The organism is Actinoplanes italicus (assembly GCF_003001815.1).
Taxonomy (GTDB): domain Bacteria; phylum Actinomycetota; class Actinomycetes; order Mycobacteriales; family Micromonosporaceae; genus Actinoplanes; species Actinoplanes italicus.
The window spans coordinates 61,208-87,235 of the sequence record NZ_PVMZ01000014.1; the positions used below are offsets into that span (position 1 = coordinate 61,208).

20 protein-coding genes are annotated in these 26,028 nt (G+C 72.5%); 8 read left to right on the forward strand and 12 right to left on the reverse strand.

Annotated elements, in window-relative coordinates; translation table 11 throughout:
* Positions 1–200: 200 nt before the first annotated feature.
* From egtD to CLV67_RS30085, 4 genes are all read right to left on the reverse strand, one after another.
* Positions 201–1,163: an L-histidine N(alpha)-methyltransferase gene (gene egtD / locus CLV67_RS30070; RefSeq protein WP_373873179.1), complete on the reverse strand. Its 963-nt coding sequence runs from the start codon at positions 1,161–1,163 to the stop codon at positions 201–203.
* A gap of 27 nt (positions 1,164–1,190) precedes the next feature.
* Positions 1,191–1,931: an ergothioneine biosynthesis protein EgtC gene (egtC, locus tag CLV67_RS30075; protein WP_106324374.1), complete on the reverse strand. Its 741-nt coding sequence runs from the start codon at positions 1,929–1,931 to the stop codon at positions 1,191–1,193.
* Complete coding sequence (gene egtB / locus CLV67_RS30080) at positions 1,931–3,220, reverse strand: ergothioneine biosynthesis protein EgtB (RefSeq protein WP_106324376.1); 1,290 nt, start codon at positions 3,218–3,220, stop codon at positions 1,931–1,933. Before egtB ends, egtC begins: the two co-directional genes overlap by 1 nt.
* A gap of 174 nt (positions 3,221–3,394) precedes the next feature.
* Entirely contained in the window at positions 3,395–4,675 is a 1,281-nt protein-coding gene (locus CLV67_RS30085; protein WP_106324378.1) for a glutamate-cysteine ligase family protein, read from the reverse strand.
* 203 nt (positions 4,676–4,878) lie between these two features.
* On the opposite strand from CLV67_RS30085, the gene CLV67_RS30090 reads away from it, so the two are divergent.
* Positions 4,879–7,122 carry an exo-beta-d-1,3/1,6-glucosidase gene (locus CLV67_RS30090; RefSeq protein ID WP_106324380.1) on the forward strand — a complete coding sequence of 748 codons (2,244 nt, stop codon included), beginning with the start codon at positions 4,879–4,881 and terminating at the stop codon, positions 7,120–7,122.
* Positions 7,123–7,125: 3 nt separating this feature from the next.
* Here CLV67_RS30090 and CLV67_RS30095 read toward each other — a convergent pair whose 3' ends face one another.
* On the reverse strand, positions 7,126–7,800 hold the full coding sequence (locus CLV67_RS30095) for a winged helix-turn-helix transcriptional regulator (RefSeq protein ID WP_106324382.1): 675 nt from the start codon (positions 7,798–7,800) through the stop codon (positions 7,126–7,128).
* Between the two features lie 80 nt (positions 7,801–7,880).
* On the opposite strand from CLV67_RS30095, the gene CLV67_RS30100 reads away from it, so the two are divergent.
* The gene (locus CLV67_RS30100) at positions 7,881–8,678 is read left to right on the forward strand and encodes a class I SAM-dependent methyltransferase (protein ID WP_106324384.1); all 798 of its coding nucleotides are present in this window, start codon (positions 7,881–7,883) and stop codon (positions 8,676–8,678) included.
* A 1-nt stretch (position 8,679) separates the two neighbouring features.
* Here the strand turns inward: CLV67_RS30100 and CLV67_RS30105 are convergent, their stop codons facing one another.
* Entirely contained in the window at positions 8,680–9,384 is a 705-nt protein-coding gene (locus tag CLV67_RS30105) for a GNAT family N-acetyltransferase (protein ID WP_106324386.1), read from the reverse strand.
* 189 nt (positions 9,385–9,573) lie between these two features.
* Here CLV67_RS30105 and CLV67_RS30110 point away from each other — a divergent pair, with 189 nt between their 5' ends.
* Complete coding sequence (locus tag CLV67_RS30110; protein WP_203737422.1) at positions 9,574–10,215, forward strand: SanA/YdcF family protein; 642 nt, start codon at positions 9,574–9,576, stop codon at positions 10,213–10,215.
* Positions 10,216–10,227: 12 nt separating this feature from the next.
* Here the strand turns inward: CLV67_RS30110 and CLV67_RS30115 are convergent, their stop codons facing one another.
* From CLV67_RS30115 to CLV67_RS30145, 5 genes are read right to left on the reverse strand one after another with little or no spacing between them, the layout of a single operon-like run.
* Positions 10,228–12,306: an SWIM zinc finger family protein gene (locus CLV67_RS30115; protein WP_106324390.1), complete on the reverse strand. Its 2,079-nt coding sequence runs from the start codon at positions 12,304–12,306 to the stop codon at positions 10,228–10,230.
* Positions 12,303–13,418: a VWA domain-containing protein gene (locus CLV67_RS30120; RefSeq protein ID WP_106324392.1), complete on the reverse strand. Its 1,116-nt coding sequence runs from the start codon at positions 13,416–13,418 to the stop codon at positions 12,303–12,305. The genes CLV67_RS30115 and CLV67_RS30120 overlap by 4 nt, the downstream gene beginning before the upstream one ends.
* Positions 13,411–16,038, reverse strand: a complete 2,628-nt coding sequence (locus CLV67_RS53630) for a DUF5682 family protein (protein WP_239166625.1) — start codon at positions 16,036–16,038, stop codon at positions 13,411–13,413. The genes CLV67_RS30120 and CLV67_RS53630 overlap by 8 nt, the downstream gene beginning before the upstream one ends.
* Positions 16,035–17,135 (reverse strand): ATP-binding protein, encoded by a 1,101-nt coding sequence (locus tag CLV67_RS30140; protein WP_106324394.1) that lies wholly within the window; start codon positions 17,133–17,135, stop codon positions 16,035–16,037. Before CLV67_RS30140 ends, CLV67_RS53630 begins: the two co-directional genes overlap by 4 nt.
* Positions 17,132–20,437, reverse strand: coding sequence for a DUF4132 domain-containing protein (locus tag CLV67_RS30145; protein ID WP_106324396.1), 3,306 nt, complete (start codon positions 20,435–20,437; stop codon positions 17,132–17,134). Before CLV67_RS30145 ends, CLV67_RS30140 begins: the two co-directional genes overlap by 4 nt.
* 396 nt (positions 20,438–20,833) lie before the next feature.
* Here CLV67_RS30145 and CLV67_RS30150 point away from each other — a divergent pair, with 396 nt between their 5' ends.
* From CLV67_RS30150 to CLV67_RS30160, 3 genes are all read left to right on the forward strand, one after another.
* On the forward strand, positions 20,834–21,592 hold the full coding sequence (locus CLV67_RS30150; RefSeq protein WP_106324398.1) for a GNAT family N-acetyltransferase: 759 nt from the start codon (positions 20,834–20,836) through the stop codon (positions 21,590–21,592).
* 126 nt (positions 21,593–21,718) lie between these two features.
* On the forward strand, positions 21,719–22,780 hold the full coding sequence (locus CLV67_RS30155; RefSeq protein ID WP_106324727.1) for a DUF3616 domain-containing protein: 1,062 nt from the start codon (positions 21,719–21,721) through the stop codon (positions 22,778–22,780).
* Between the two features lie 34 nt (positions 22,781–22,814).
* Positions 22,815–23,573 (forward strand): DUF4253 domain-containing protein, encoded by a 759-nt coding sequence (locus CLV67_RS30160; RefSeq protein ID WP_106324400.1) that lies wholly within the window; start codon positions 22,815–22,817, stop codon positions 23,571–23,573.
* A gap of 33 nt (positions 23,574–23,606) precedes the next feature.
* Here CLV67_RS30160 and CLV67_RS30165 read toward each other — a convergent pair whose 3' ends face one another.
* A complete protein-coding gene (locus CLV67_RS30165) occupies positions 23,607–25,037 on the reverse strand; it encodes an FAD-dependent monooxygenase (RefSeq protein ID WP_239166624.1) in 1,431 nt (476 codons plus the stop codon).
* Between the two features lie 78 nt (positions 25,038–25,115).
* Between CLV67_RS30165 and CLV67_RS30170 the strand changes: the two genes are divergently transcribed.
* Both CLV67_RS30170 and CLV67_RS30175 read left to right on the forward strand, forming a co-directional pair.
* Positions 25,116–25,694, forward strand: coding sequence for a TetR/AcrR family transcriptional regulator (locus tag CLV67_RS30170; RefSeq protein ID WP_106324404.1), 579 nt, complete (start codon positions 25,116–25,118; stop codon positions 25,692–25,694).
* A gap of 37 nt (positions 25,695–25,731) precedes the next feature.
* Positions 25,732–25,971: a DNA-binding protein gene (locus CLV67_RS30175; RefSeq protein WP_307833887.1), complete on the forward strand. Its 240-nt coding sequence runs from the start codon at positions 25,732–25,734 to the stop codon at positions 25,969–25,971.
* The last annotated feature ends 57 nt before the right edge of the window (positions 25,972–26,028 follow it).

Genomic DNA, 26,028 nt, shown 5'->3' on the forward strand with positions numbered 1-26,028 from the left:
CCCCTCGGTCGACGCCTCGTGCTGCCGGGCCGGGGTCGTGGTCCGGCGCCGTGGCGTCTCCGTGATGCCCCCATCGCGGAAACGGCGCCGTGCCGACGGCCCCGGCCGGACGGCACCGTAAAGAAAAGCACGAAGCGTCAACCATCTACCCTGCCCGGTCGGATGTCACGCCGGGCAGGGGCGTCGATCCGGCAGTGGGGTCAGACGGCCTGGGCCAGGGTCAGCCCGAACCAGTTCCGGGAGTCGGTCCACCAGTGGCGCGGGGTGAAGCCGGCCGCCTCGAGTTCGGCCGTCAGCCCTGAACGGTGGAACTTGGCGGAGATCTCGGTACGGAGTTCCGAGCCGGCCGTGAACGGGACGTCCAGGTCGAGGGCCGCGATCCGGACCAGCTGGTCGCGGCGGGAGCGCAGCCGCATCTCGATCCACTCGTGATCCGGGTCCCAGGCGGCCACGTGGTCGAAGGCGGCCGGGTCGAAGTCTGCGTCGAGTTCACGGTTGATGACGTGCAGGACATTGCGGTTGAAGGCCGCGGTCACGCCGGCCGGGTCGTCGTAGGCGGGCACCAGCACGGCCGGGTCCTTGACCAGGTCGGCGCCGAGCAGGAGCCATTCGCCCTCGTGCAGGACCGATCGCAGCGAGCTCAGGAACGCGGCGCGCTCGGCGGGGACCAGGTTGCCGATGGTGCCGCCGAGAAAGGCGACCAACCGGCTGTCGCCGTCGGGGAGGTGGCGCAGGTGGCGCGTCATGTCGGCGACGACACCGCGGATGCTCAGACCGGGGTAGGCCTCGGCCAGTGACGTCACGGCGGAGGACAGGGCGGACGCGGAGACGTCGAGCGGGACGAACGCGCCCAGGGTGCCGTGCGCGACCAGGGCGTCGAGCAGCAGGCGGGTCTTCTCGGACGAGCCGGAGCCGATTTCGACGAGGGTCTTCGCCTCAGTGGTACGAGCCACGGCGGCGGCGTGCTGCTCGAGGAGGGTCCGTTCGGTACGGGTCGGGTAGTACTCCGTCAGCCGGGTGATCTCCTCGAAGAGTTCGCTGCCACGGGCGTCGTAGAACCACTTCGGCGGCAGCCAGCGGGGGTCGGCGGTGAGGCCGGTCCGCACGTCGGCGCGCAGTTCACGAGCCAGGTAGTCGTCGTTCAGGTGCTGGTCCAGGGTCACGGTCGAACACCTTTCACCGGGGGTTTCCTACAGCGGGGTGGTCTCCACCTGGGTGGCGGTGGCCACGACCAGGTGGCCGTCGGGCACCGGCTCCCAGGCCGGTCCGGGGTCGAGCGGTTCGGAGCTGATCAGGGTCGAGTCGCGGAGTCTCCGCACCGACAGCGCGTGGCCGAGGGTTGTCGCGATCATCTGAGCGCCGTCGCTGAGCAGCAGGTTCAGGCGGGAGCCGGGCGCGGCGGCGGCCACCTCGCCCACCACGGTGGCGACGGCCTTCGACGCGGGCTCGCCGGCGCGCAGCTTCGCCCGTACCAAAGCCCAGATCGTTGCGGAGTCGGTGGGTGCGTCAAGGGTGAGGAGATCCTCGACCGGGAGGTCACGCGCCTGCGCGGCGATGGCCGAAGGCCAGCCGCGGACCACGCCGTTGTGGCTGAAGAGCCACCGGCCGTCGGTGAACGGCGCCGCCGCCGTCTCGACCACCGGGAGGCCGACGGTGGCCGAGCGGACCGCCGCCAGGATCGCCGGGGACGAGGTGGCGGCGGCCAGCGCGGGCAGGGAGGCATCGGTCCAGATCGGCATGGCGCTGCGGTAACGCACCGGGGCCTCGGCGCCGGCCGGCCACCAGCCGACCCCGAAGCCGTCGGCGTTGACGGTTCCTCCGCCGCGCATGTCGCGCGGCGCCCATGCTTGCGTGGCCAGGGCGTGCGGAGGATCGAAGATCAGATTCCGCAGCGGTACGGGCGGACCGAGGTACCCGAGATGCCGGCACATCAGGCGTCCCGCGCGCAGCGGAATCCGCTGAAGATCTGTCGCCTGATCGGGTGATCCCAGTTACGGAAGGTGCCCCGGCAGGCGGCCGCGTCGGTGCCGAACGAGCCGCCGCGCAGTACCCGGTAGTCACCGCCGAAGAACACCTCCGAGTACTCCCGGTAGGGGAACGCCGAGAACCCCGGGTAACCGTGGAACCCGGACGACGTCCACTCCCAGACGTCGCCGATGAGCTGGTGAACGCCCTGCGGGGAGGCGCCGTCCGGGTAGGCGCCGGCCGGTGCCGGGCTGAGGTGCCGCTGTCCCAGGTTGGCGTGTCGCGGGCCGGGCGGGTCGTCGCCCCACGGGTATCGGCGGGAGCGTCCGGTCGCCGGGTCCCAGCGGGCGGCCTTCTCCCACTCAGCCTCGGTGGGCAGGCGTTTCCCGGCCCAGGCGGCGTAGGCCTCGGCCTCGTAGAAGCAGACGTGAACGACCGGTTCGTCCGGGTTGACCGGTTCGACGCGGCCGAACCTGTTGTAGAGCCAGCCGTCCCGGTCACGGATCCAGTGCAGGGGCGCGGTCAGGTTCGCCTTCTGACGGTGCTGCCGGCCGCGCTCGCTCCACCAGCGGGGGTCGTCGTAGCCGCCGGCGTCCATGAACGCCAGGTACTGACCGTTCGTGATCGGGGCCGCGTCGATCCAGAAGGCGGGGACGTCGACCGGGTGCGCCGGACGTTCGTTGTCCAGCGCCCAGGGCTCGGTGTCCGTACCCATGGTGAATCTGCCCTGCTCGATGAGCACCTCGCCGGTCACTCTCGCCCGCGGCGACGGTGGCGCCGGCGCCGTGAGGACCGCGGGACCGGTCCGCAGCTGGTGCGTGGCCAGCATGGTCTCGTCGTGTTGCTGTTCGTGCTGGACGATCATGCCGAACGCGAACCCGCCGTCCACGAGCCGCTGCCCCCGGTCGAAGCGCACCCGGTCGAGCACGTCGAGCACCTTGTCCCGCACCTGTGCCGTGTAGGCGCGGGCCTCCACCGGGTTGAGCAGCGGCAACGCCGGCCGGTCACTGCGGGCGTGCTTGAAGGCGTCGTAGAGCTCGTCAATGTCCTGGCGGACCGGGTCGCGGCCGCCGACGTCCCGGACCAGCCAGAGTTCCTCCTGGTTGCCGACGTGCGCCAGGTCCCAGACGAGCGGGGACATCAGTGGCGAGTGCTGCCGGGTCAGATCGTCCTCGTCGACGGTGTCGGTGAGCAGCGCGGTCCGCGCACGGGCGCGCTCCAAATGGGCGGCGATCTCCAACCTCAGGTCGGTCATGCTGTGCCTCCTTTCGCATGCCCTCCCGGCCCTCGCCCCCGGCGTTCCCGGGCCGGTGCGGCGGGCTGCCGCTCGGTGCAGTCGGTCATGCTGTGCCCCCTTTCGCATGCCCTCCCGGCCCTCGCCCCCGGCGTTCCCGGGCCGGTGCGGCGGGCTGCCGCTCGGTGCAGTCGGTCATGCGGGGATCCCTTCTCTTGTGGCGGCATGGTGCAGCCGGCGGGCGACGATGCCGGTGACCCGGTCCTGGACGGCCGGCGGGAGGCCGGTGCGGTCCAGGTGGCGGCAGGCCAGGTCGGCGAGGGCCGCTGCCGCCTCGCGAACCGGATGGTCGGCCAGGCCGAACCGGGCCGCGGCGTCCCATCGGCCGGCCGCCGGTGCCGCCAGCTCGCGAGCCCTCCCGGTGAGCTCGTCGTCGGCGAGCAGCGCCGTCACCACGGCGGCCGGGGCGATCCACTCCTCGCCGGGCTGCGTGTCGAGGTAGCGGACCTCCAGGTAGCCGCGTGGTCGTACCGGCGGAAACAGGGTGTTGAGGTGATAGTCGAGATCGGCGACGGTGGGCGGCCGGGTGATCGGATCGGTCAGCACCGGTGGCCGCAACCGTCGCGGGCCGATGCGCCGGGTGCCGATCCGCCCGGAACCGGCCGGTCCGCCCTCGACGGCGCCGGCCTCGATCCAGTCGGCCATGGTGACGCCGGGCGGGACGTCCCACCTGCCGTTCTCACGCCGCACGCACAGCAGCGGCGCCTCGAGTGCGTAGTGTGCCCAGCTCACGGCCGGGTCGGCGGACGACGGGACGGGACCGGCCCGCCGGGCGTCGATGCCGTGCCAGGCGGCCGTCCGCGCCGACGCCCACCCCGGCCGGGGCGAGTTGGCGAAGAGTGCCAGCAGGGCCGGGCCGGCCTCGTGCAGTACCGCCCACCGGGCCGGGATCTGATGCGGTTCGCCCGCGTCGAGGCAGACCTGCAGGCCGGCCGTGCCGCCCATCATGGTGTGCCCGGCATCGTCGAAGGCGCGTTCCATCGCCGCGTAACGCGGGGTGTTCAGAATGCGGCGGGGTTTCCGATACGGATCGAGGCCCTGATCCCCCAGCACGATGCCGCTGCCGGCCAGGACATCGGCCAGGACCAGCCGGTCGGACTCGACCGCGGCGTGCAGCTCGGCGAGGGAGCCGGCCGGGGCCGAGGAGATCTCGACCTGTCCGCCCGGTTCGACGGTGACGGTGCCGCCCCCGGGCAACGGCACGGGATGCGGGTTGCCGAGAGCCACCGGTGCGTGAACGCCCAGTGCCTCGGCCAGGTCGCCGGGCCGCAGGTACGCGGACGGGTCGGCGGCCCTATGTGTGGTCCACTCCAGTTCGGCGCCGACCTGTCGCGGTGGCCCGGTCTTGAAGCAGATGCCGGTTATGTGCTCGATCGCCTCAGCGGTCCGTCGGAGGACCCGGTCAGCCGAACCCATACTCCCCCTACAATCACAGCGAGTAATCTACAGATCTCTCTGCGTCCGATCCGGTTAGGACCTTACCGGCACCCCCTGACATTCGCCTCCCTTCAAGAGTTCCACGGAGATGAAGTTCCGGAACCGTAGCGGGGTGCCGGAACCGGTTCCGGACGTGGAAGACTCGCAACCGTTCGTGTTCGGCAGACCCCTCGGAGAAACGCATGCCCTTGCCATATCAGGACTCCTCGCTCCCCGTGCGTGAGCGTGTGGAGGATCTGCTGGGCCGAATGACGCTGCCCGAGAAGGTCGGCCAGATGCTTCAACTGGACGCCCGCCAGGACCTCTCGGAGATCGTCCTCGACAAGCTCGCCGGATCGATCCTGCACACCTCACCGGCCAAACTCGTCGAGGCCGCGGAGCTCACCGCCCGGACCCGGCTGCGGATCCCGCTGATCACCGCCGAGGACTGCATCCACGGCCACGCCTTCTGGCCCGGCGCCACGGTCTTCCCGACCCAGCTCGCCATGGCCGCCACCTGGGACCCGGCGCTGGTCGAGCGGGTCGCCCGGGCCACCGCGGTCGAGGCCGCCGCCACCGGCGTGCACTGGACGTTCTCGCCGGTGCTGTGCATCGCCCGCGACCTGCGCTGGGGCCGGGTCGACGAGACGTTCGGCGAAGACCCGTTCCTGATCGGCGAGCTCGGTGCCGCCATGATCCGCGGATACCAGGGCGAGGGCCTCACCGACCCGACCGCGATCCTGGCCACCGCCAAGCACTTCGCCGGATACTCCGAGACGCAGGGCGGCCGCGACGCCAGCGAGGCCGACATCAGCCGGCGCAAGCTGCGCTCGTGGTTCCTCCCGCCGTTCGAGCGGGCCGCCGCCGAGGGCTGCCGGGTCTTCATGCTCGGCTACCAGTCGATGGACGGCGTGCCGATCACGGCCAACAAGTGGCTGCTCAACGACGTGCTCAAGGAGGAGTGGGGCTTCACCGGCACCCTCGTCACCGACTGGGACAACGTGGGCCGGATGGTCTGGGAGCAGAAGGTCTGCGCCGACTACGCCGAGGCCGCCGCGGTCGCCGTCAAGGCCGGCAACGACCTGATCATGACGACACCGGCCTTCTTCGAGGGCGCCCAGGAGGCGATCCGGCGCGGCGTTCTGGGTGAGGAGGACATCGATGCCGCGGTACGGCGAATCCTGCGCCTGAAGTTCGAGCTGGGCCTCTTCGAGAACCCGCGTACGCCGGACGCCGCCCGCCAGGCGGAGGTGATCGGCAACGCCGGGCACACCGCGCTCAACCTGGAGACCGCCCGCCGGTCGCTCGTCCTGCTGCGCAACGAAGGCGTACTCCCGCTCCCGGCTTCTTCGCCCGCGTCGAAGCGCATCGCGCTGCTCGGCCCCAACGCCGACGACGTGTCCACGCAGCTCGGCGACTGGGCCGGCGACTCCGGTCAGGTCGACTGGATGCCCGACGGCCACCCGCGGGAGCTCACCTCCACCGTCCTCGACGGCCTGCGTGACCTGCTGCCCGACGGATGGACGCTCGACTTCGACCCGGCCGTCGAGATCGAGCGCCTCGTGCCCGACCCGGAGGGCGAGACGTTCCCCGACGGGCAGCCCCGTCCGCCGATCTCGGTGGGCGTGCCCGCCGACCCGGCCCGCGTCGCCGCCGCGGCGGCCACCGCTGCCGCCGCCGACTACGCGATCGTGGTCGTCGGCGACACCGTCAACCTCAACGGCGAGCACAAGTCCACCGCCACCCTCGAGCTTCAGGGCGGCCAGATCGCGCTGCTCGACGCGGTCGCGGCCACCGGCACGCCGATGATCGTCGTCCTGATCGACGGCAAGCCGCACGCGCTGCCCGAGTCCGCGCTCGGCGCGGCCGCGATCGTGCAGGCCTTCAACCCGGGCATGCGCGGCGGTCAGGCCATCGCCGAGCTGCTCCTCGGCCTGATCGAGCCGGCCGGGCGGATGCCGATCTCGGCGGCCCGGCACGCGGGACAGCAGCCGGTCTTCTACAACCAGACCCGCGGGCAGCACGGCTCCCGCTACGCGGACCTCACGCAGGACCCGCTGTTCGCCTTCGGTGAGGGCCTCAGCTACACCACGGTCACCTACGACGGGCTGAGCATCGAGGAGCCCGACGTGGCGGCCGACGGGGTGGTCCGGGCCACCGTGCGGCTCAGCAACACCGGGGAGCGGCCCGCGCTGGAGACCGTGCAGGTCTACGTCAGCGACCTGGTCACCAGCGTCACCTGGGCCAGCCGGGAGCTCAAGACGTACCGGCAGGTGACGGTCGCGCCGGGCGAGAGCGTCACGGTGAGCGTCGAGGTGCCGGCCGCGGACTGCACGCTGGTCGACGCCGACGGGCGGCGGGTCGTCGAAGCCGGTGACTTCGAGCTGCTGGTCGGCCCGAACTCACGGCCGTCGGCGCTGCTCGCCGCGAAGTTCCGGATCTCCTGACTCCTACGGCCGGGGGACCCCCGCGAATACGCTCTGCCGGAACCAGTCCGGCAGAGCGCGGCGGAGGTTCTCCGGCCCCTGGAAGGCCAGTTCCCCGGAGCGCAGCCCGGAGGCCCACGAGCGTTCGCCCCGCCACACGTCGACGAGGCAGCGCAGATCGGCGGTCACCAGCACGTCGACGTCGTGGCCGGGATCGACGTCACAGACGTCCACCTCGGCCGGAGTGATCACCAGCCACCAGTCCCGGGCCCTGGTCAGCGCACCCGGGAACCGGAACTGGAGCACCGTCCGCCGCGGCGGCACCGCCCCGTGATCGACCGAGCGGTGCATGTCCCACAGCAGCAGCTTCGGGTCCAGGTCACGGTCGCCCAGCTCGGGAATCCACCGGGTGCCCCACTCACCGAGCGCCACCACGATCGGCTGAAGCTCCCGGCCGGCGGTGGTCAGCTCGTACTCCACCTCGGCGCCCGACTCACGCCGCTCCACCACCCCCGCAGCCGCCAGCTGCTGCAACCGCCGGGACAGCAGCGTGGGCGACATCCGCGGCAGGCCACGGCGCAGGTCGTTGAATCGGCGGCTGCCCAGGATCAACTCGCGGATCACGAGGATCGTCCATCGTTCGTCCAGCAGCTCCATCGCCTTCGCGACCGGGCAGAACTGCCCGTACGACGCACCCATGCGGCAATCCCCTCACCCTCAGTCGGCGGTACACATCGTGTACTAGGCCGACCCCTCCGCGGATCCCTACTGTCGGTGACATGACGACAACTGTGAAGACCAAGCACCGTGCCATGTGGGCCTCCGGCGACTACCCGGCGGTCGCGTCCGAACTCGTCGCACCGCTCGGACCGGCCCTGGTCCAGGCGGTCGGCATCGGAAGGGGACAAGCCGTCCTCGACGTGGCGGCCGGCACTGGCAACGCGGCTATCGCCGCCGCACAGGCCGGCGCCACGGTCACCGCCAGTGATCTGACACCGGAGCTGCTGGCCGTCGGCGAGAAGAACTCACCCGTACCGCTGACCTGGGTCGAAGCCGACGCCGAGGAGCTGCCCTTCGACACCGCCTCCTTCGACGCGGTCATCTCCTGCATCGGCGTCATGTTCGCCCCGTTCCACACGGCCGCCGCGGCCGAGCTGCTGCGGGTGTGCCGTCCCGGCGGCAGCATCGGCCTGGCCAACTGGACGCCGCAGGGCTTCATCGGGCAGATGTTCGCGACGATGAAGCCGTACGCCGCCCCGCCGCCGCCCGGAGCACAGCCGCCGCCGCTGTGGGGCGACCCGGAGCACCTCGCGAACCTGCTCGGCGACGGCGTCACCGACGTGAGGGTGGAACGCCACGACCTGCGGGTAGGCCACTTCGGCACCGCCGCCGCGTTCCGCGACTACTTCAAGCACAACTACGGCCCGACGATCGCCGTCTACCGCAACATCGCCGACGACCCGGCCCGGGTGGCGGCCCTCGACGCCGAGCTGGTCGCCCTGGCGGAACGCCACGACGTGGGCGGCGGCGCCATGAACTGGGAGTACCTGATCTACACCGCCCGCCGCGCCGACTGATTCAACGCCTGCGGGCGGCGGCTACCCGGCGGATTCCGAAACCCAATCTGCGGTACGTCGCGAGCGCGGCCGTGTTCCAGTAGTCCACCAGGAGCGCGACCCTTTCACGTCCGGCGAGCAGATCGTCGGCGACGAACGCGCAGATCGCCGCACCCAGCCCTCGCCCGCGCGCCGAGGGCCGGGTCGCCACGCCCGACATGAACCCGATCTCCGGAGTCGACCAGGCCTCCGCGGCGACGGTCAGCAGCTCACCGTCCGTGCCGCGGATGCCCGCCCACCGGTACACCCCGGGATGCCCCGGCCAGGCGTAGGACTCCGGATAGGCCTCCCGGATCATCGCCGTCACCTCGGGCCACTCCTCCTCACCCAGCCAGACCGGCAGCACCTCGCGCCCGTCCGCCGTGACGGGCGTGCTCGTCTCCATCCAGGCGAAGGTCGCGCTGAGCTCCAGCTCAGGCACCCGGGTTACCACGTCGGTGACGAGTTCCTCGGTCCCGAACGGCCGGAACGTCTCGCCGGTATCCGCCAGCACCTCCCGCAGCAGCCCGGCCACCGCGGCCGGCTCGCCGTTCATCACGAGCCGGTCCCAGTGCGACAGGTCCGGGCAGGCCACGACCACCGCGCCCGGACGCCGCCACACCCGCGCGTCCCGCGCATGCAGCGCCCAGCGCACCAACGGATCCCGGTCAGCAGCGATCTCGATCATGGCGCCATGCTGCCATTGACCCGATGTGCCAGCCTCGGACCGGTGCCGAAGCGACCCGTTCTCCCCAGCTGGCTGACCCGCGCCTCCCGCCGCCGGCCACCGGGCCGCCCGGCTGACACGACGTCGGCCGATGCCCTCTCCCCGGGCACGCCTTCCGGCTTCCTCTCCTGGCGGCGGCTGCGCCGCCTGATGGCGGTGGGCACCCTGGGTGGCGTGGTCGCCGTCCTCGTCGCGATCGGCTGCGCCCATTGGGTACGGTCGTCCGCCGACGGCCACATCTATGACGTGGCCTCGGTGCCCGCGGCCCCGGTCGCGCTGGTCCTCGGCGCCCAGGTGGGCAATGACGGCCAGCCCTCGGCGTTCCTGGCCGCCCGCCTCGAGATCGCCCGTCAACTGCTGGAGCACGGCAAGGTCAAGGCGATCCTGGTCTCCGGTGACCACGCCGAATGGGCCTACGACGAGCCCGGCTCGATGCAGGCCTGGCTGGTCGCCCGCGGCGTACCCGCCGACCGGGTCGTCCTCGACCACGCCGGCTTCGACACCTACGACTCCTGCGTCCGGGCCAACAAGATCTTCGGCGTCCGGCAGGCCATCGTCGTGACCCAGGACTTCCACCTCCCCCGGGCGGTCACCCTCTGCCGCGAGCAGGGCATCGAGGCCACCGGCGTCGGCGACGACACGGTCCGCATCTACGAGAAGATGTGGCTGCGAGGCGAGATCCGCGAGTACGGCGCCGCGGTCAAGGCCGCCGCCGACGTCCTGACCGCCCGCGACCCGGTCTTCCTGGGCCCCCACGAGACAGGCGTCGAGGAAGCCATCCGCCGCGACTGACCTCCTACCGGTTCAGAGGAGGTCCGCCGCGAGACTCACCCTCAGGTAGGCGTCGACCCAGGCGTTCACCGTCTCGATGCCTGGGTCCGGGCTGAGCCGGGCGGACACCTCGTCGAGCGCGGACGCCACCCGATGAAGGCCGACCCTCCCGAGAGTGCTCCGCGCCTCCCCCAGCCGACCGGCGTAGGCGGGTGGCAGATGAGCGAGCCCCCGGTGGGCGGCCTCGGCGAGCACATCCCGGGCGACCGTCACGGCGGCGGCCAGGACGTCCACCTCCGCGTCGAGGTCCGAACCCTCGAGCACCCTGCCGCCGCCACCCGGATCGGCACCTCCGGCCAGAGCCGGCGCGGTAGCGGACGGAGGGCCGGGAGCGGCCGCGGCGAGCGACGGCGCGGCGGGGCCGGCGAAGGCGTCGGGCTCGGCCAGGTCGGGGATGACCGGCGGGCCGTCGGCGGCTATCGAGTAGGGGTCGATCACCACACGGCCGCCGCTGCGGTGGACGCTTCCGGCGACGTAGCGGGGCCGGCCCCGGCGTCCCCCGAAGGCGGCCGCAACAGCGTCCAGGCGGCCCGGCGCCACCGCCGCGTGGGAGGCGACGACCGTGGCCGTGTTGCCGTGGGTGTCGCTGATCTCGAAGGTGAGGCGCTGCGCTCCGGGTGAGTAGTGGCCGGGGCCGACCTCGGCGATCTCCAGGACACGGACCAGTTCGGCGCGGACCCGGGCACGGACCGGGCGCGGTGGCATCGCGTCGAGTTCGGCCGCCAGACGCGCGTAGTCCCGGACGAGCAGGCCGTCGGGCAGGCCGTCCCAGGCGCCGCTGGAGACGGTGACGGTGGACTTCGCGACCCGGCCGGCACTCAACCGGACGGCGCGGCTGGCGTTGCGGACGGCGGACTCGGTCACCAGCGTGCCGCCGGCGACGGCACTGACCGTGGTGCCGGCGATCCGACGCCGGGACAGAGCCGGGCCGTCGTCGGTGGTGGTCCACTGCCGGCGCGAGACGAGGACGACCCCGCTGGCCGCCTGGCCGTGGAAGATCTCGACACGCCGTTCGTCGTCGACGGCGGTGACCCGTGCGCCCAGGCCGTCCAGGCGTACCCGGCGCAGTGGTGTCTCGGCCGCCTCCTCGGAGCCGAGCACCCGCGCCCGAGCCGCGGCCGCGCCGTCGGCGGTGGCCGCCCGGTGCCGGGCGAACAGCTCGGCGACGAGGTCGGCCAGCACTTCAGGCGAATACCTGGCACCGCGTTCCCGGTACGCCGTGAGCTGCTCGAGAAGCTCGGTGGCGGTGTCGAGCGGCCACCGGAGCCCGGTCCGTTCCAGTGTGGCGACATGGCCCGCCGCCGTGGCCGCCAGCCCTGTACCGGAGTGGACGGCACCGGCCCGCAGCACCTCGGCGGCGAATTCCACGACCGCCTCGAGCCCGGATCCGGCCACCGCGGTGACCCCGGAGCCGCCGACGTCGACCACGCACTCACCGGCGTCCGGCTGCTGGACGTCAGCCACCCTGAACGCCCAGACGGCCAGCGCGATCACGTCGTCGCGGGTACCGGCCCGCGCGTCGGTGTGCACATAGCCGAGGTCGTCAGGAACCAGGAACCGCACCGTCGCGGCGGGCAGCTCGACCACCGGCACCGGCCCCCGCCGCACCCGGGCCGTGTAGCCGGCGCGTTCGGCCCGCCGGGCGGCCGTGACGAGACGTGCCCCGATCCGGGCGATCAGGTCCTCATCACTGAACCCACCCGGTGACCACGCAGTCCGATCCGCGCCGGGCACGGGCTCCGCCGACTGCGGCTGTGGATCCGCGTCGGCTGAAACGGCCTGGTACGCGAGGATAAGGCCGATCAGGTGACGGCAGATCCCGGCCGCCCCGCAGGTGCAACGTCCCTGTTCCAGGCCGCCCTCCGGCAGCGTGGCCCGCACCCCGTCACCGAACTCGGCAACGATCGCGGAGCCGTCGCCCGACAGGCCGGGTGGTTCCCGTTCGACGTCCCGGGCGGCCCGTTTCACCAGGCCACGGTTGGCCAGGGCGGCCAGGGCGTCGGCATCGAGCGCACGCAGGTCGGGCCGCACGGGCAGCGTCGGAGTGTTCATCGGCCCACCCGTTCCGCGACGAATCCGGCCAGTTCGCCGGGCGTCATCGCGCCCACCCAGGCGCCCACGTCGGCCAGTCTCTGCGCGCAGGCCCGGTCGTACGCCGGATCGGCATCCTCGTCGAGAGCCGCCAGCCCGAGCACGATGGTGCCCTGTTCGACGAGCTCGCGCACAGCCCGCACCAGCCCCGCCTCCGATCCGCCCTCGAAGAAGTCGCTGACCACCGCGACGATGGTCCGGCGGGGCTGCTCGACGAGCTGGGCCGCGTACCGCACCGCGCGGGCGATGTCGGTGCCTCCGCCGAGCTGCGTCTTCATCAGCAGCTCGACCGGGTCGGTGACGTCGGCGGTCAGGTCGACGACGTCGGTGTCGAAGGCGACCAGGTGTGTACGCACTCCGGGCAGCCCCCACAGGCAGGCCGCCGTGACCGCCGAATGGATCACCGAGGACAGCATCGACCCTGACTGGTCGACGAGCAGGATCACCTGCCACTGGGTGAGCTGCCGACGGGTCCGGGAGGAGAAGTACGGCGTCTCGACGTAGATCCGCCGCTCGTCGGGCCGGTAGTTGCCGAGGTTCGCCCGGATGGTCCGCCGCGCGTCGAAGTCACGGGACTGCTTGAACCGGCTGGCCCGCCGCGACCGTGCGCCGGAGAAACTCTGCCGGACCTCGGTGGCGAGCCGTTCCATCAGGTCACGCACGACCGCCTCGACCAGCCGCCGGGCCAGTCGCAGCACCTCCGGGTTCATCAGGTGCTTGGTGCGCAGCACGGCACGCAGCAGGGCCGGGTTCGGTTCGATCCGCTCCAGCACGCCGGGGTCGGTGACGATGTCGTCGATCTGGTACCGCTCGACGGCGTCCCGCTGGAGCCGCTCGACGGTCTCCTTGGGGAACAGCCGGGTGATGCCGTCGAGCCAGTCGACCGTGGTCAGCCGGGACGGGCCCGAACCACCCTGCCGCCGGATGTCGCGCCGGTCGAGCTCCTCGTCACGGCCGTAGAGCCAGTCGAGCGCGGCGTCACGCTGGGAGGCCTCACCATGCAGGCCGCCGAGACTGCCGCCGGCCGGCGCGCCGAGGATGAGGCGCCAGCGTTCCAGGCTGATGTCAGTCATCGGTCCTCCCCACGGTGATCAGGCCGGCGTGGGCCAGGCGCTGTTCGACGGTCTCGTCCAGGGCCATCCCGGCGGCCACGACCCCGGCGACGACCGGCATCCGGAGCAGGTCGCGGCCGGAGCCCGCCAGACCGCGCCGCTCGAGCAGCCGCTCGGCGATCGTCTCCCGCTCACGCGGCGGGAAGTACTCGAAGGCCTGCCGCAACGCTGGCAGAGCGATCAGGAAGTCCTCGGCGCCCATGCCGCCGACCAGGTCGTCGAGCAGCGCGAGGATGCCACCGGACGCGAGCACCGGCTCCCGGGCGACACCGAACAGTCCGGCCAGCCAGTCACCCGCCGTCCCCGCGGCGAACGCCCCACGCACAGCCTGCGAAGGCGCCGGAAACAGCCCGCCCGGATCGCCCGCCGCCCCGGACCCCTCCGGCGAAGAACCGGCCGCATCGACCGCCGCCTCGCCCCTGTAGGCCGCCGGATGCGGTGGCGCGGCCGGCTGCGGTGGCGCGGCCGGATGCGGTGGCGCGGCCGGATGCGGTGGCGCGGCCGGGTCGTCCTCGCCGAGCAGGGTGCGGCCGAGTCCGTAGAAGGCTCCGCGCAGGTCGGGTGGTGCGGCGCGGTCGGCCGCGATGCGGCCCGAGACCTCCACCACGGCGGTACGGTCCACGCCCGCCCCCGCGGCGTGCAGCACGGCGTCCCGTACCGCAACGACCGCGGCGATCCGGCTCCGGTCGGCCGTGGCGCCCGGGGCGTGCCAGCCGTCGGCGAGCCAGAGGATCCGGCGGGTGGCGGCCGCCACGACGACGCCGAGCGCTTCGCTACCGGCCGTCCCGAGCAGCCGGTCATGCCGCCACAGCGCCAGGGTGATCGCCAGGACCCGGCCCAGCACGGACAGGTCCCCGGCCGCCGACACCCCGCGTTCCAGCCGGCCGGGTACGTCCGATCCGAGGTCGGTGACGCCGCACAGGGCCGAGTCGAACAACGCGTCGGCGAGTTCGCCGAGGTCGCCGGTGGCCGCGTCGATGCGCTGCGCGATCCGGGTGGCGGCGGCCGCCTCCAGAGTCGGGCCGTATCCGCCGGCCTCGATCAGGGCGGCGAGGCGGTGTTCGTGCCGCCGGATCGTCCAATGCTCCCGCAGCACGGGGTCGATGCCGGTGGCGGGCCCGGAGTCACGCCGGAAGCCCGGGATCTCCAGCACCCGGAGCCGGTGCAGGATCCGGCTGACGGTCCGCCCGCGCGGGTCGGTCAGGTCGGCGGTGTGCTCGCCGGGCTGATCGAGGCCGTGTTGTTCGAGCTCGGCGGTGGCGGAGTGGACCAGCGGCGGTAGCGGGGTGTCCGGGTGCAACCGGCCGGTCCGGTCGCCGCTGAGGGCCGCGGTCATCTCCACCACGGCCGGATGCTGCCCGGCCGTGACGGTCCCCCGGACGGCCCACGGCAGCGGCACGTCGAGGGCTTCGTTGATCAGGGCCGAGGCCAGGCCGTCGAGTACATCGACCCGGGCCGGGCAGTCGTGCCCGCGCAGCCGGGCGAGAGCTTCGGCACCCGCCCGGGCGGCGATCAGGTCGGCCGTCGAGACCGGCTGGCCGCGCTTGCGCAGCCTCCCCGCGACGGCGGTGACCAGGTAGCGGGCCGCGTCCTGCGGGCCGCTCTCCCAGAGTCGCTGGTAGTACTCCGGCGACGGCATGCCGGACTGATAGCCGCCGAACGCGTCGAGCCTCCGGAACGAGTAGGACACCAGGTAGCTGCCCGCGGTAGCCCCCTCCGGCGGCGCGGGAATCGTAGGCCAGCCGTCCGCGCCGAAGAGCCCGGCAGCCCCGAGGAGCCCGGAGGTCCCGGAATGAGCGAGCGACTCGGCCCCGTCCGACAGCCCGGAGACGCTGGGCGGCCCGGCCAGGTCGGCGATGCCGGACGGCCCGGCCAGGTCGGCGATGCCGGACGGCGCGGCCAGGTCGGCGATGCCGGACGGCGCGGATCCGGAGGGCGGAGGGGAGGCTGCGAGCCGGATCAGGGCCGGCCGGTGGAAACCACCGACCACGGCGACGACCGGCCGCTCACCGGCGGCGGCCAAGGCGGCCCGGAGCCAGCCGGCCATGTAGGTCTCCCGGGCGGTGTCCGACGCCCCGGCCTCGGACTCTCCCCGGATCAGGTCGAAGTATGCCGAGAGCCGCTCCGCGACGGCCTCGGGCGGGGCCATCTCGATGAGGTGGTCCCAGAGGGCGTCGCTGTTGTCCACCCCGAACTCGGCGCACAGCCGCTCCACCGCCTCGGCGTACCGCAGCTCGGCGTCGGCGTAGCGGTTGTCCCGGTCGGCGAACGCCTCGTGCCAGGCCGGCAGGTCGATGAACCGCAGCTCGGCCCCGCACTCGCGGCCGGCCCGCAGCGCCTCCCACTCGGGTGAGTACTCGCAGAACGGCGCCCACGACCCGTGCCGGCGCCGCTCGTCGAGATAGCTGGTGAAGACCGCCACCGGCAGTTCGTGGCCCAGCAGCAGTTCACCGATCCGCGCGTTCATGTCGGCCGGGCCCTCGATCAGCACGAACGCGGGCCGCAGGGCGGCGACGGTCGCGCCGACGAGACGGGCGCAGGCGGGGCTGTGGTGCCGGACCCCGATGACGGTGAGGCTCATCCGCCCGGCAGTTCCCGGCGTGCCTCCCACAGCTCCCGCCACTGCGGGCCGGTGCGCCAGGAGGTGTGCTGTTCGAGGTATCGCCGGAGTTTCGCGAGGTCTTCCGGGCTGTCCTTGGCGGCGGTGCCGGCCAGGCACGACACCAGGTCGGTGGTGGATCCGGCGGAGCCGCGCAGGAACCAGCCGCGCAGGCCGACGGCGTGCGCCACCGAGACGGCCTCGGCGGTGCTCATCACCGCGGACAGCCGCTCCATCTCGTCGCCGCGGCTCGTGCGCCCGGCCCGCAGCTCGCGGAAGGCCGTGACCAGGACCTCCAGCACGTCGCGCCGGGGTGGCGTGGTAACGCCGGAGCGTTCCAGCAGCGCCCCGGCCTCGGACTCGACGAGTGACAGTTCGGTGTCGAAGTCGGCGATCGGGAAGACGGTCTCGAAGTTGAAGCGCCGCTTGAGCGCCGAGCTCATGTCGTTGACGCCGCGGTCGCGGGTGTTCGCCGTGGCGATGATGTTGAAGCCCTCCCGGGCGAACACCATGCCGGCGTCACCGGGCAGCTCGGGCACGGCCAGAACCCGGTCGGAGAGCGGGGAGAGCAGGCAGTCCTGCACTTCGAGGGGGCAGCGGGTGATCTCCTCGAACCGGACGACGCGGCCGTGGGCCATGCCGCGCAGCAACGGCGCCGGGACCAGGGACCGTTCGGTGGGCCCCTCGGCGACGAGGAGCGCATAGTTCCACGAGTATTTGATCTGGTCCTCGGTGGTGGCCGCCCCGCCCTGGATGGTGAGCGTCGAGTCGCCGCTGACCGCCGCCGCGAGCAGCTCGGAGAGCAGCGATTTCGCGGTACCGGGGTCACCGACGAGCAGGAGCCCGCGGCTGGTGGCGAGGCTGACCAGGGCCCGGTCGATGAGCGACGGGTCACCGACGAACTTGCGGGTGACGCCGAGTGTGTCGTCGCCGACGATGAAGGCGCGGGCGGCCCGCAGGCTGAGTGCCCAGCCGGGCGGCGTCGGCGCGTCGTCGGCGGCCCGGAGACGGGCCAGCTCGTCGGCGAACCGTACCTCGGCGGGCGGTCGCTGCACTCCGGCGGTGCTGGTGACGGTCATGCGAATACCTCGGTCAGTTCGCGCAGCGCCTCGGCCGCGGTGATGGGGTCGAGTTCACGGATCCGGTCGTCCTGGCCCGATCGGAACCAGTGGTGTGCGGAGGACGGCGCCACGAAGAGCGCCTCGACCGTCTGGTCGCCGAGCACGTCGATAGCGCCGACGGCGATACCCGGGTCGATGGCCAGCACCAGGTGCAGACCACCCGGCACATCGCGTTCGAACCAGCCCTGCACACCGGCATCCTGTGGGCTGCCACGCCGCCAGCCGCGGCGTTCCAGCCCGAGCAGCGCGGGGGTGGTCGCCTTGCGGCCCACGAACGCGGCGGCCCGCTCCGGCGTGAGCGGTTCGACCCCGCGGCTCAGCTGCGGGAACGGCTGGAGGATCTCGTAGTCGGCGAAGACCTCCGCCCAGGCGGCCAGGTCGTCACCCAGATGCAGGGGGTGGGCGATCCCGACGGTCTCCTCGTCGCCGAGGGTCACGGTCTCGTCGGTCACGCCGGCCAGGGTGCCGTCCTCGGCCACGCGCAGCGTGGCGCCGGGCCGCCCGGTGGCGTCGAAGCGGACCCACACCAGCCGGCGGACCAGGTGCCGCAGCAGCGGGTGCCCGGCGAGGAACTGCCGGAAGGCCGCGCCGCTCCAGCGCCGCTGTCCGACCATCGCGTGTTCCAGGCGGCGTACCTGGTCGGCGGCGATCGCCCGGACGTCCTTCTTGAGGGCGGCGAAACGCTGGTAGGACTCGGGCGCCAGCACCGGGTCGTCCTGCGTGCCCGGCTTGGGCAGGGTCTTGAGCGGCTTGCCGGACGCGTCCGCGACGAACGGCTTGAGCTGCTCGTCGAACCCGACGGTGAAGGTGCGCCGGCCGTAGTCGAGGACCAGGCTGCCGGATCCGTCCAGGCCGAGGTCGGGCACCAGCCGGTCGGCCAGCTCGTCGGCGGTGAGACCCAGTTCCGCGGCCAGCTCGGCGATCTTCTCGGTGGCGCGTTCTTTCAGGCCCCGGAACTTCACCTTCTGTGCGATGCCGTTGAGGTGCATGAGGGCCAGGTCGGTGCCGATCGCGGCCAGGACGTCGAGGCCGGCGACCGCCCGGCTGTGCCCGCCCTCGCCGGGCCAGCCCCGGATCACCGGAGACAGCCGCCGGACCGTCTCGTCGTCGCCGAACAGGCCGAGCGCGTCCAGGGCCCAGCTCTGTTTCGCGGGGTGGCCGGCCTCGCGCCACTCGGTGAACAGCGCCCACGCCAGCCCGGCGAGATCGGCCGGCTCACACTCGGTGATGACCACCGACAGACCCGGATAGACGGTGTCGAGGCGGGAGATCGCGAGCATGGTGATCACGTGCCGGGCCGCCTCGGCAGGCAGCGCGCCACGGCCGCCGGTGAGCCGGATCGGTGGGAGCAGCGCAGGGTTGGCCCAGTCCGGCAGCTGGGGCAGGACCTTGGGCAGAATCGTCAGCGGGTCGACGGCGAGGATCTCCTCCACCGCGGCGACGGTGGCGTCGCCGAATCCGGCGGCGGCGGCCCGGACCCGCTCGCCCTGCCCGTTCTCGAGCATGGCGCGCAGCGCGCCCTCGGCGTCGGACCGGGCCTGACCGATCCTGCCCACCGCGACCGGGATCAGGGCACGGGCCGCGACGTCCGGGTGCCGCGCGAGCCAGGCCAGGGCGATGGGCCGGACCGAGCGCACGCGGGCGAGCCAGCCCGCGACCAGCACCGCGGCCTCCGGGGAGGCGATCGGCGCCAGCAGGAGCGCGGCCGTGGCCGGGGATCGGCGGGCGACGTCGAGCACCGGGGGTACGGCCTCGGCTCCGTAGCGGGCGAGCAGCTCAGATCCCCAGTCGGCGGCGTCGTAGTGATAGCTGGGCTGCCACGCGCCGACCCGGGCGAGCGTCAGGTCGTCGGGTGCCCGGAGAAAGAAGTCGATCTCGTCCCAGCCGCTGGAGGCGCTGGTGCCGAGTTTCCGGATGATCTCGGCCCAGTCGTGGGTGCCGCCGTGCCGGACCGCCCACGAGCCGTCGCCCCACCGCTCGCGCTCGCCGGGCGCCCACTCGACCCGGACCGGCACGTCCGCGGAGAGACCGGTGACGACGACCGGTTTCCGGGACACCGGGGTCAGCCAGGGCGGGGTCACCAGGATCGGCGGTACGTCGGCGGGCGCGGCCGGGCTCACGTCGCCGGCCGCCAGCACGGCATGTGCCGCGTCGATCCGGGCGGCGGCCGCCTCGGAGAGCTGTGGCCGGACCTCGTCGGCCAACTGCCGGTGCCCGGCCAGATGGCGCTGCAGGAACCGGCCGGCGGACGGCGCCTCGGCCAGCAGGCGCAGCGCGTGGGCCGGCTCACGACCGGCGGCTTCGGCGAGAGCGGCCGCCGCGTCCGGACGGCCGGTGCGTTCCAGCAGGGCGTTGAAGGCGGTGTCGCCGCCGATCGCGGACAGCATCGCCAGGAGTTTTGCCCGGCCCTTGGCGTCGAGGTGCGGCGCGTCGAGCCATCCGGCCAGGGCGGGCGCCGCGGCCGGGCCGAGCGTGGCCACAAAGGTGTGGATCCGCTCGCTCTCCGACAGTGCCGCCCAGACGTCCACCCGCCCGGCCAGGCGCAACCCCGCCTCCGGGTCGGAGACGACCGTGAGCAGGAGTCCTCGGATCCCTTCCCGGCCGCCCTTGCCGAGGATCTCGGTGCAGATGTCACCGGCCCAGCCGGTCTCGTCCGGCGCGATCACCGAGACGACCGCACGCTGGACGAGCCCCGGCCCTCGAACGGCGGCCAGAGCCGCGACGACCTGCTCATAATCCTCGGCGGGGACCGCCACCACGGCACGCCGTAGCCGGTAGGCGAGGTGAACGGCCGTGCCGGTGAACGACGTCTCGATGTCGGCGTCGAGCACCTTGCGGGTGATGGCACTGCTGGGCTGGTAGGACGCCAGGTGGAGGGTCGACAGCTCGGCGACGGCCGCCGCCGCGAAGGCGAGCCCGTGCCGGGACCGCCAGTAGTCGGCGAAGACCGTCAGCTCATCGCGCCGGTTCCACCCGAGGGGCACCGCCACGCCGCGGGCAACGACCGCGGCACCGAGCGGAGTCGCCGCCGGGTCGCCGGCGAGGTAGGCGCGACCGGCCTCGGCCAGGTCGCCCGGGGTGTTGCGGTTGCCCAGGGCACCCAGCACGTCGCCGTCGAACACGTGCAGCATCGTCTCGGCGGCCTTGACGTCGGCCGCCTTGACCTTCGGCACGGCCGCGCCGGCCGCGCGGCGTGGGAGCACGAACCGTTTCCATCCCGCCGGCACGACGAACGTCTCGGAGCTGCGCACATCGGCCACCGGACCACTCCCCGACTCTCGGTTCCACCGGACGCGCAGAACCCTAGCGACCCCCACCGACAAAACCCGGCGCGGGATCGGAAGGTATCGACGGTGATGGACTTCCCGCCGGTCATGGACGAGAGTGGGGAACATCGGTGCGGGCCGCGCAGGCGGCCGGCCCGCGCCGATGCCATCGGTGCCTCGACCTGCCGGGCTTGCGTGGTGGCGGCGGTTCGTGACAACCTCGCCGGGTGATCGCGCGTGGATGCGCGGTCCCTGATTTTCGAGAGAAGTGAAGCCTGTGACCGCCGCCCGGCCCTTCGGCCGTCGCTGAGCGTTCTCCCCGCCCGCGGCGGCCCTGCGTATCCGCACGCCCTGAAACCGCAGGATTCTCTCGAAAAGGCTTGATCACCAATGGATCTGCGCATCCAGCGCTCCGTCGTGTCCAATCTCCGTAACCGGCCGAAGGCCATCGAGTCGGGCCCGTTCGTGGCCGGTCTCGACCCGGAGACCACCAACCCGTTCATCAACTACGCCTCGCCGGTGCCCGGCGTCCCGATCACCGCGGCCGACGTGGCCGATCTGGTCACCGCTTTCACCGCCGCGGGCCGCAAACCCCGGCTCGAGTACGTCGTCAGCTGCGCCCCGGAACTGGAGAACCTGCTGATCGCGGCCGGCTTCACCGTCGAGGAGCGCAACCAGTACCTCATCTGCACACCGCAGACACTGAGCGCGAACCCCGTACCCGATGGTCTGACTCTGGCGGAGCCCACGACGGACCCGGACCGGGCCGCGGTGGTCGCCACGCAGAACGAGGCCTTCGGGGGTCTGGCCGATGACCGGCCGGAGGTCGCGGTGGCCCGGATCCGCCGCACGCAGGAACGCGGTGGGATCGTGATCGGCGCCCGCACCGCCGCTGGTGAGTGGGTCGGCGGGGGCCAGACGAGCCCTCCGAACGACGGGCTCAGCGAGGTCGCCGGCATCGCGGTACGCGAGCCGTTCCGGCGGCGCGGGCTCGGCGGGGCGATCACCGCGGAGATCGCTCGCCGATTCTTCGAGCGCGGCGGTGAGATCGCCTGGCTGGAGGCATCCGGCGACGACTCGTGGCGCGTCTACGAGCGGGTCGGTTTCGTGCCGGCCGGGAATCGGCTGTACATCTCCCGACAGGTCTGACGTGTGCACCGCTCACGGCCGATCCCGACGGACCGGCCGTGAGCGGCACTTTCGGCCCGAAAGGCCACCACGACAGAGCTCTATGTTCGACCTGGCCGGGTGCCTGATGGTGCGACGATGTGGACCATGACGGTCGACTACACGGTCCGGCTGCGGTTCTCCGACGAGTCGCAGGCGGCGGCAACCCACACCAACCTCTCCGCGGTACGGCTCGACGGCCGGGCGTTGTGGATCGCCGGTGACGAGACCGCGACGATCGAGCGCCTGCTCGGCGACGACCCGGAGCGGCCCACCGAGTTCGGCGACGAGGCCAGGTTCCGGCTGGCCGATTTCGTCGACCTGCCCGGCATCGACGCCGACGAGGAGGCGGACGTGGAGGGGCTGGCCCGCAACGGCCGGTTCCTGTGGGCGATCGGTTCGCACAGCCTGCGCCGCAAGCAGATCAAGGAACGTCACGACGGGCAGAAGGCGCTGCGCCGCCTTGCGCGCATCGAGGGCCAGGCGAACCGGCAGATCCTGGTCCGGCTGCCGATCACCGACGTGAACGGGGTGCCCACCCCGGTCCGCGAGATCGAGGCCGACGGGGTCCGGCACCGGGCGGCGGCTCTGAGCGTCCGCGACGACCTGCGGCGACTGCTGCGTGACGACGAGCACCTGGCGGTGTTCCTGCCGATCCCGGGCAAGGACAACGGACTCGACATCGAGGGCATCGCGGTACGCGAGGACCGTGTCTTCCTCGGGCTGCGTGGTCCCGTGCTGCGCGGCTGGGCGTTCGTGCTGGAACTCCGGCCGTACGTGCTGGACGAGGACCCGGGACGGTTGCGGCTGCACAGGTTCGAGGACGGCAGGCCGTACCGCAAGCATGTTCTCGACCTTGATGGTCTGGGTGTGCGCGACCTCTGCCCGGACGGCGACGATCTGCTGGTGCTGGCCGGGCCGACGATGGATCTGGACGGGCCGGTACGCATCTATCGCTGGCACGGGGCCTGCCGGGCGGAAGTACCCACGATCGTGCGGCACAACCTGCTCAGCCGGGAGATGGAGCTGACCTACGGCGAGGGCGACGACCACGCCGAGGGCCTGAGCATGCTGGGCACCGACCGGATCCTCGTCGTCTACGACAGCCCCGCGGCGGTACGGCTCGAAGCGGACGGATCGGTCATCGCCGACGTGCTCAAACTGCCCTGAGGGAATGTCGTACCCGAGGTCTAGCGTCGGGCGCATGTCAGCCACTCCTCTCGCGCCCCTGGACCTCGTCGACGACCCCACCGGAGGCGGCTGGGACGCGTCCCTCGACCTGCTCTGGATCAGCGCCGGCCCACCGCGGCCGGGCTGGTGGTCGGCGTTGCGGGCACAGCACGGGCGCACCGGGCTGTGGCCGCTGCTGCTGGGCAGCCTCGACGAGGGCTCACCGGAACGCCCCTGGCGCGACGGGGACGATCTGGGCGCCGACCACGTCCGCAGTGCGCCCGGCGACCACTATCCCGGTGCCCTCCTCGGTGCCTGGTGGGCTCAGTACCAGCCCGACGACGAGTCGGGGGCGAGCACCTGGCCCGGGCTGGCCCGTCGCGGTGAGCTTCAGGCCGATCCCGACGAGCGGGCCGCCGAGGCGGCCGACCTGGTCGTGATCGAGGACTGGCTCCGGGCGCCACGGCTGGGCCTGATCCCGGCCGGGCGAGGGGCGGACGCGCTGACCACCGCCGGGTGGTCCGGCCCGCTCAACTTCGAGAACGACATCGCCAAGATCTCGACAGTGCTGCGCAACTGGGAGGACCGGTTCGGCGTGCGCGTGATCGGGGCGTCCTTCGCCACCCTGTATCTGAGTGTCGCCGCGCCCCCGGTCGACGAGGAGCACGCGCTGGAGGTCGCCGCCGAGCACTACGCCTTCTGCCCGGACAACGTCGATCAGGGCTGCGGCTCCTTCGAGGACTACGCGAAACAGCTCGTCGACGCGCCGCTCTGGACCTTCTGGTGGGACTGACCCGTCAGCGGAGACGGGAGGTGACGGACACCGTCATCGGGTAGCCGGGTGGGAGATCTGCTCGGGGCCCAGGAAGCCGGTGAGGGCGGTCGCCGCTGAGGAGACGGGACCGCGCCAGGCCACGTAACCGTCGGGGCGCACCAGGACCGCCTCGTCCGTGTCCGCCGCCGGGGCCGCCACGATCAGGTGCCGGCCGTACCCGGAGAGGGGTTGAGGGGTGATCAGGACGTGCCGCCCCTCACGGAGCGCCTCGTAGAGTCGGCCACCGCCACGCAGGGCGACATCCGCGGCCCGCGGTGCCCCGGGGTAATCGATGCCGACGCCGGAAATGGTGCCGGTGGCCCGGCGGACGACCGGCGGCAGAGCGAGCAGCACCGAGCCGGCGGCGTTGCGCAGGCCGCGAGCCACGGCCGAGCGGATCATCGCCATCCGGATCAGGGCACCGCTGCTGCGCAGGACCAGGCGGCCGACTGGGTGACGCTCGGTCTCGTAGGTGTCCAGCAGGCCGGCCGGCGCCCACCCGAGGATGGTGGCGGCGAGTTTCCAGGACAGGTTCGCCGCGTCCTGCAGGCCCGTGTTCATGCCCTGGCCGCCGGCCGGTGAGTGCACGTGAGCGGCGTCGCCGGCCAGGAAGACGCGGCCCACCCGGTACCTCGGGGCCTGGCGTTCATCGCTGTGGAAACGGGAGAGCCAACGCGCCTCGGTGATGCCGAAGTCGGTGCCGTGCACCCGGCGGGTGACCTCGCGCAGCTCGTCGAGCGTCACCGGGACGTCGTCGGAGACCTGGTGGCGGCGGTCCCAGGAGAAGATCCGGTACCACCCGTCGCCGAACGGGGCGACCATGGCGAAGGCGTCGCCGACCGCGTTGACCGCCAGCACGTCCTCCGGCGGGTCGGACAGCCGCACGTCGGCCAGCATGATCGAGGTGAGCACCGCCTTGCCGGGGAAGGGCAGGCCGAGTGCCTCGCGGACGGTGCTGTGCACGCCGTCGGTGCCGACCACGTAGTCCGCCGTGACGGTCCGCTCGCCGAACTCCAGGGTCACCCGCTCGCCGTCCTGCCGCAGGCCGGTCAGGCGCGCGTCGCGCTCGATGCGGACGCCGGCCTCGACGGCGCGGCGGGTGAGTGCGTCCTCCACCCGGTACTGCGGGGTGATCAGCAGGAACGGGTAGCGCGACGGCAACCGGGTCAGGTCGAGCCGGATCCGGTCGAACAGGCGCAGTCGCTCGACCCGGGCACCGCCGGCGACGAGGCCGTCGGCGAGGCCGCGGGCGTCGAGCAGCTCGAGGGTCCGGGCGTGGACACCGAACGCCCGGGTCAGGTTGGACGTGCCGGAACGGCGCTCGAACAGGGTGACCGGGACGCCGGCCCGGGCCAGGTCCCCGGCGAGGAGCAGGCCGGTCGGTCCGGCCCCGATGATCGCGACGGTGGTGTGCACGGCTGCCTCACTCTCGTTTGCCAACACTTGTTGGCAAACCATAGGCAGCATTTCAAGATCGAGTCAACAGTTGTTGGCAAACGCGCGTTGGCATAAACTTCGGACATGACCGCACGCCGCTCCGACGCCACCCGCGCCGCGATCCTCGCCGCCGCCCGGGAGCGCTTCGCCACCGACGGCTTCGAGCGCGCCACCATCCGCGCCATCGCCGCCGACGCCCGCATCGACCCGTCGATGGTGATGCGCTACTACGGCAACAAGGAGGCGCTCTTCGCGGCGGCCGCGGATTTCGACCTGCGGCTGCCCGACCTGGGCGACACTCCGCGCGACGAGGTCGGCGCCGCTCTGGTCCGGCACTTCCTGGAGCGCTGGGAGGACGACGAGACGCTGATGGCGCTGCTGCGGACGGCGGTCACCAAGGAGGCGGCAGCCGAGCGGATGCGCTCGATCTTCGCCGGTCAGATCGGGCCGATCGCCGCCCGCCTGTCCCCCGATCCGGCACAGGCCGCCACGCGGGCCGGGCTCGTCGCGACCCAGATGCTGGGCTTTGCCCTGTGCCGCTTCGTGCTGCGCTTACCACCGGTCGTCGCGATGCCCGCCGAGGAGGCGGTCGCCTGGTTCAGTCCGACCGTCCAGCGGTACCTGACGGGGGAAGTTGATCTATACTTTTCACACGACAGGTAGTCGTTTGATAGGTTGTCAAAGCGCTATAGTCGCTTGCATGGACATGCAGTCGCTGCGTCTGATGGGCGCACACGAGATCCGCATGAGGTTCGGCGGCATCGGCCGGCAACGGCTCCTGCTGATCACCCAACGACCCGACTTCCCCAGCCCGCTGGCTCACCTCAGCCAGGGCAAGGTCTGGCTGGCCGACCAGATCGAGGAGTGGCTCGCCGCCCATAGTTCCGAGATCGACAAGCCATCCCGCTCGAGCACCGACCGCCGACCAGACCCACGCTGATCGGTCCCGCCCACTGAAAAGGGCCGGTCCGGAGATCCGGACCGGCCCTTTACCAGT

Excerpts from the sequence above, each read along its gene's own strand:
- egtC (WP_106324374.1), bottom strand. The coding sequence starts at position 1,931 with ATGTGCCGGCATCTCGGGTACCTCGGTCCGCCCGTACCGCTGCGGAAT.
- egtB (WP_106324376.1), bottom strand. The coding sequence starts at position 3,220 with ATGACCGACCTGAGGTTGGAGATCGCCGCCCATTTGGAGCGCGCCCGT.
- CLV67_RS30085 (WP_106324378.1), bottom strand. The coding sequence starts at position 4,675 with ATGGGTTCGGCTGACCGGGTCCTCCGACGGACCGCTGAGGCGATCGAG.
- CLV67_RS30090 (WP_106324380.1), top strand. The coding sequence starts at position 4,879 with ATGCCCTTGCCATATCAGGACTCCTCGCTCCCCGTGCGTGAGCGTGTG.
- CLV67_RS30095 (WP_106324382.1), bottom strand. The coding sequence starts at position 7,800 with ATGGGTGCGTCGTACGGGCAGTTCTGCCCGGTCGCGAAGGCGATGGAG.
- CLV67_RS30100 (WP_106324384.1), top strand. The coding sequence starts at position 7,881 with ATGACGACAACTGTGAAGACCAAGCACCGTGCCATGTGGGCCTCCGGC.
- CLV67_RS30105 (WP_106324386.1), bottom strand. The coding sequence starts at position 9,384 with ATGATCGAGATCGCTGCTGACCGGGATCCGTTGGTGCGCTGGGCGCTG.
- CLV67_RS30110 (WP_203737422.1), top strand. The coding sequence starts at position 9,574 with ATGGCGGTGGGCACCCTGGGTGGCGTGGTCGCCGTCCTCGTCGCGATC.
- CLV67_RS30115 (WP_106324390.1), bottom strand. The coding sequence starts at position 12,306 with ATGAACACTCCGACGCTGCCCGTGCGGCCCGACCTGCGTGCGCTCGAT.
- CLV67_RS30120 (WP_106324392.1), bottom strand. The coding sequence starts at position 13,418 with ATGACTGACATCAGCCTGGAACGCTGGCGCCTCATCCTCGGCGCGCCG.
- CLV67_RS53630 (WP_239166625.1), bottom strand. The coding sequence starts at position 16,038 with ATGAGCCTCACCGTCATCGGGGTCCGGCACCACAGCCCCGCCTGCGCC.
- CLV67_RS30140 (WP_106324394.1), bottom strand. The coding sequence starts at position 17,135 with ATGACCGTCACCAGCACCGCCGGAGTGCAGCGACCGCCCGCCGAGGTA.
- CLV67_RS30150 (WP_106324398.1), top strand. The coding sequence starts at position 20,834 with ATGGATCTGCGCATCCAGCGCTCCGTCGTGTCCAATCTCCGTAACCGG.
- CLV67_RS30155 (WP_106324727.1), top strand. The coding sequence starts at position 21,719 with ATGACGGTCGACTACACGGTCCGGCTGCGGTTCTCCGACGAGTCGCAG.
- CLV67_RS30160 (WP_106324400.1), top strand. The coding sequence starts at position 22,815 with ATGTCAGCCACTCCTCTCGCGCCCCTGGACCTCGTCGACGACCCCACC.
- CLV67_RS30170 (WP_106324404.1), top strand. The coding sequence starts at position 25,116 with ATGACCGCACGCCGCTCCGACGCCACCCGCGCCGCGATCCTCGCCGCC.
- CLV67_RS30175 (WP_307833887.1), top strand. The coding sequence starts at position 25,732 with ATGGACATGCAGTCGCTGCGTCTGATGGGCGCACACGAGATCCGCATG.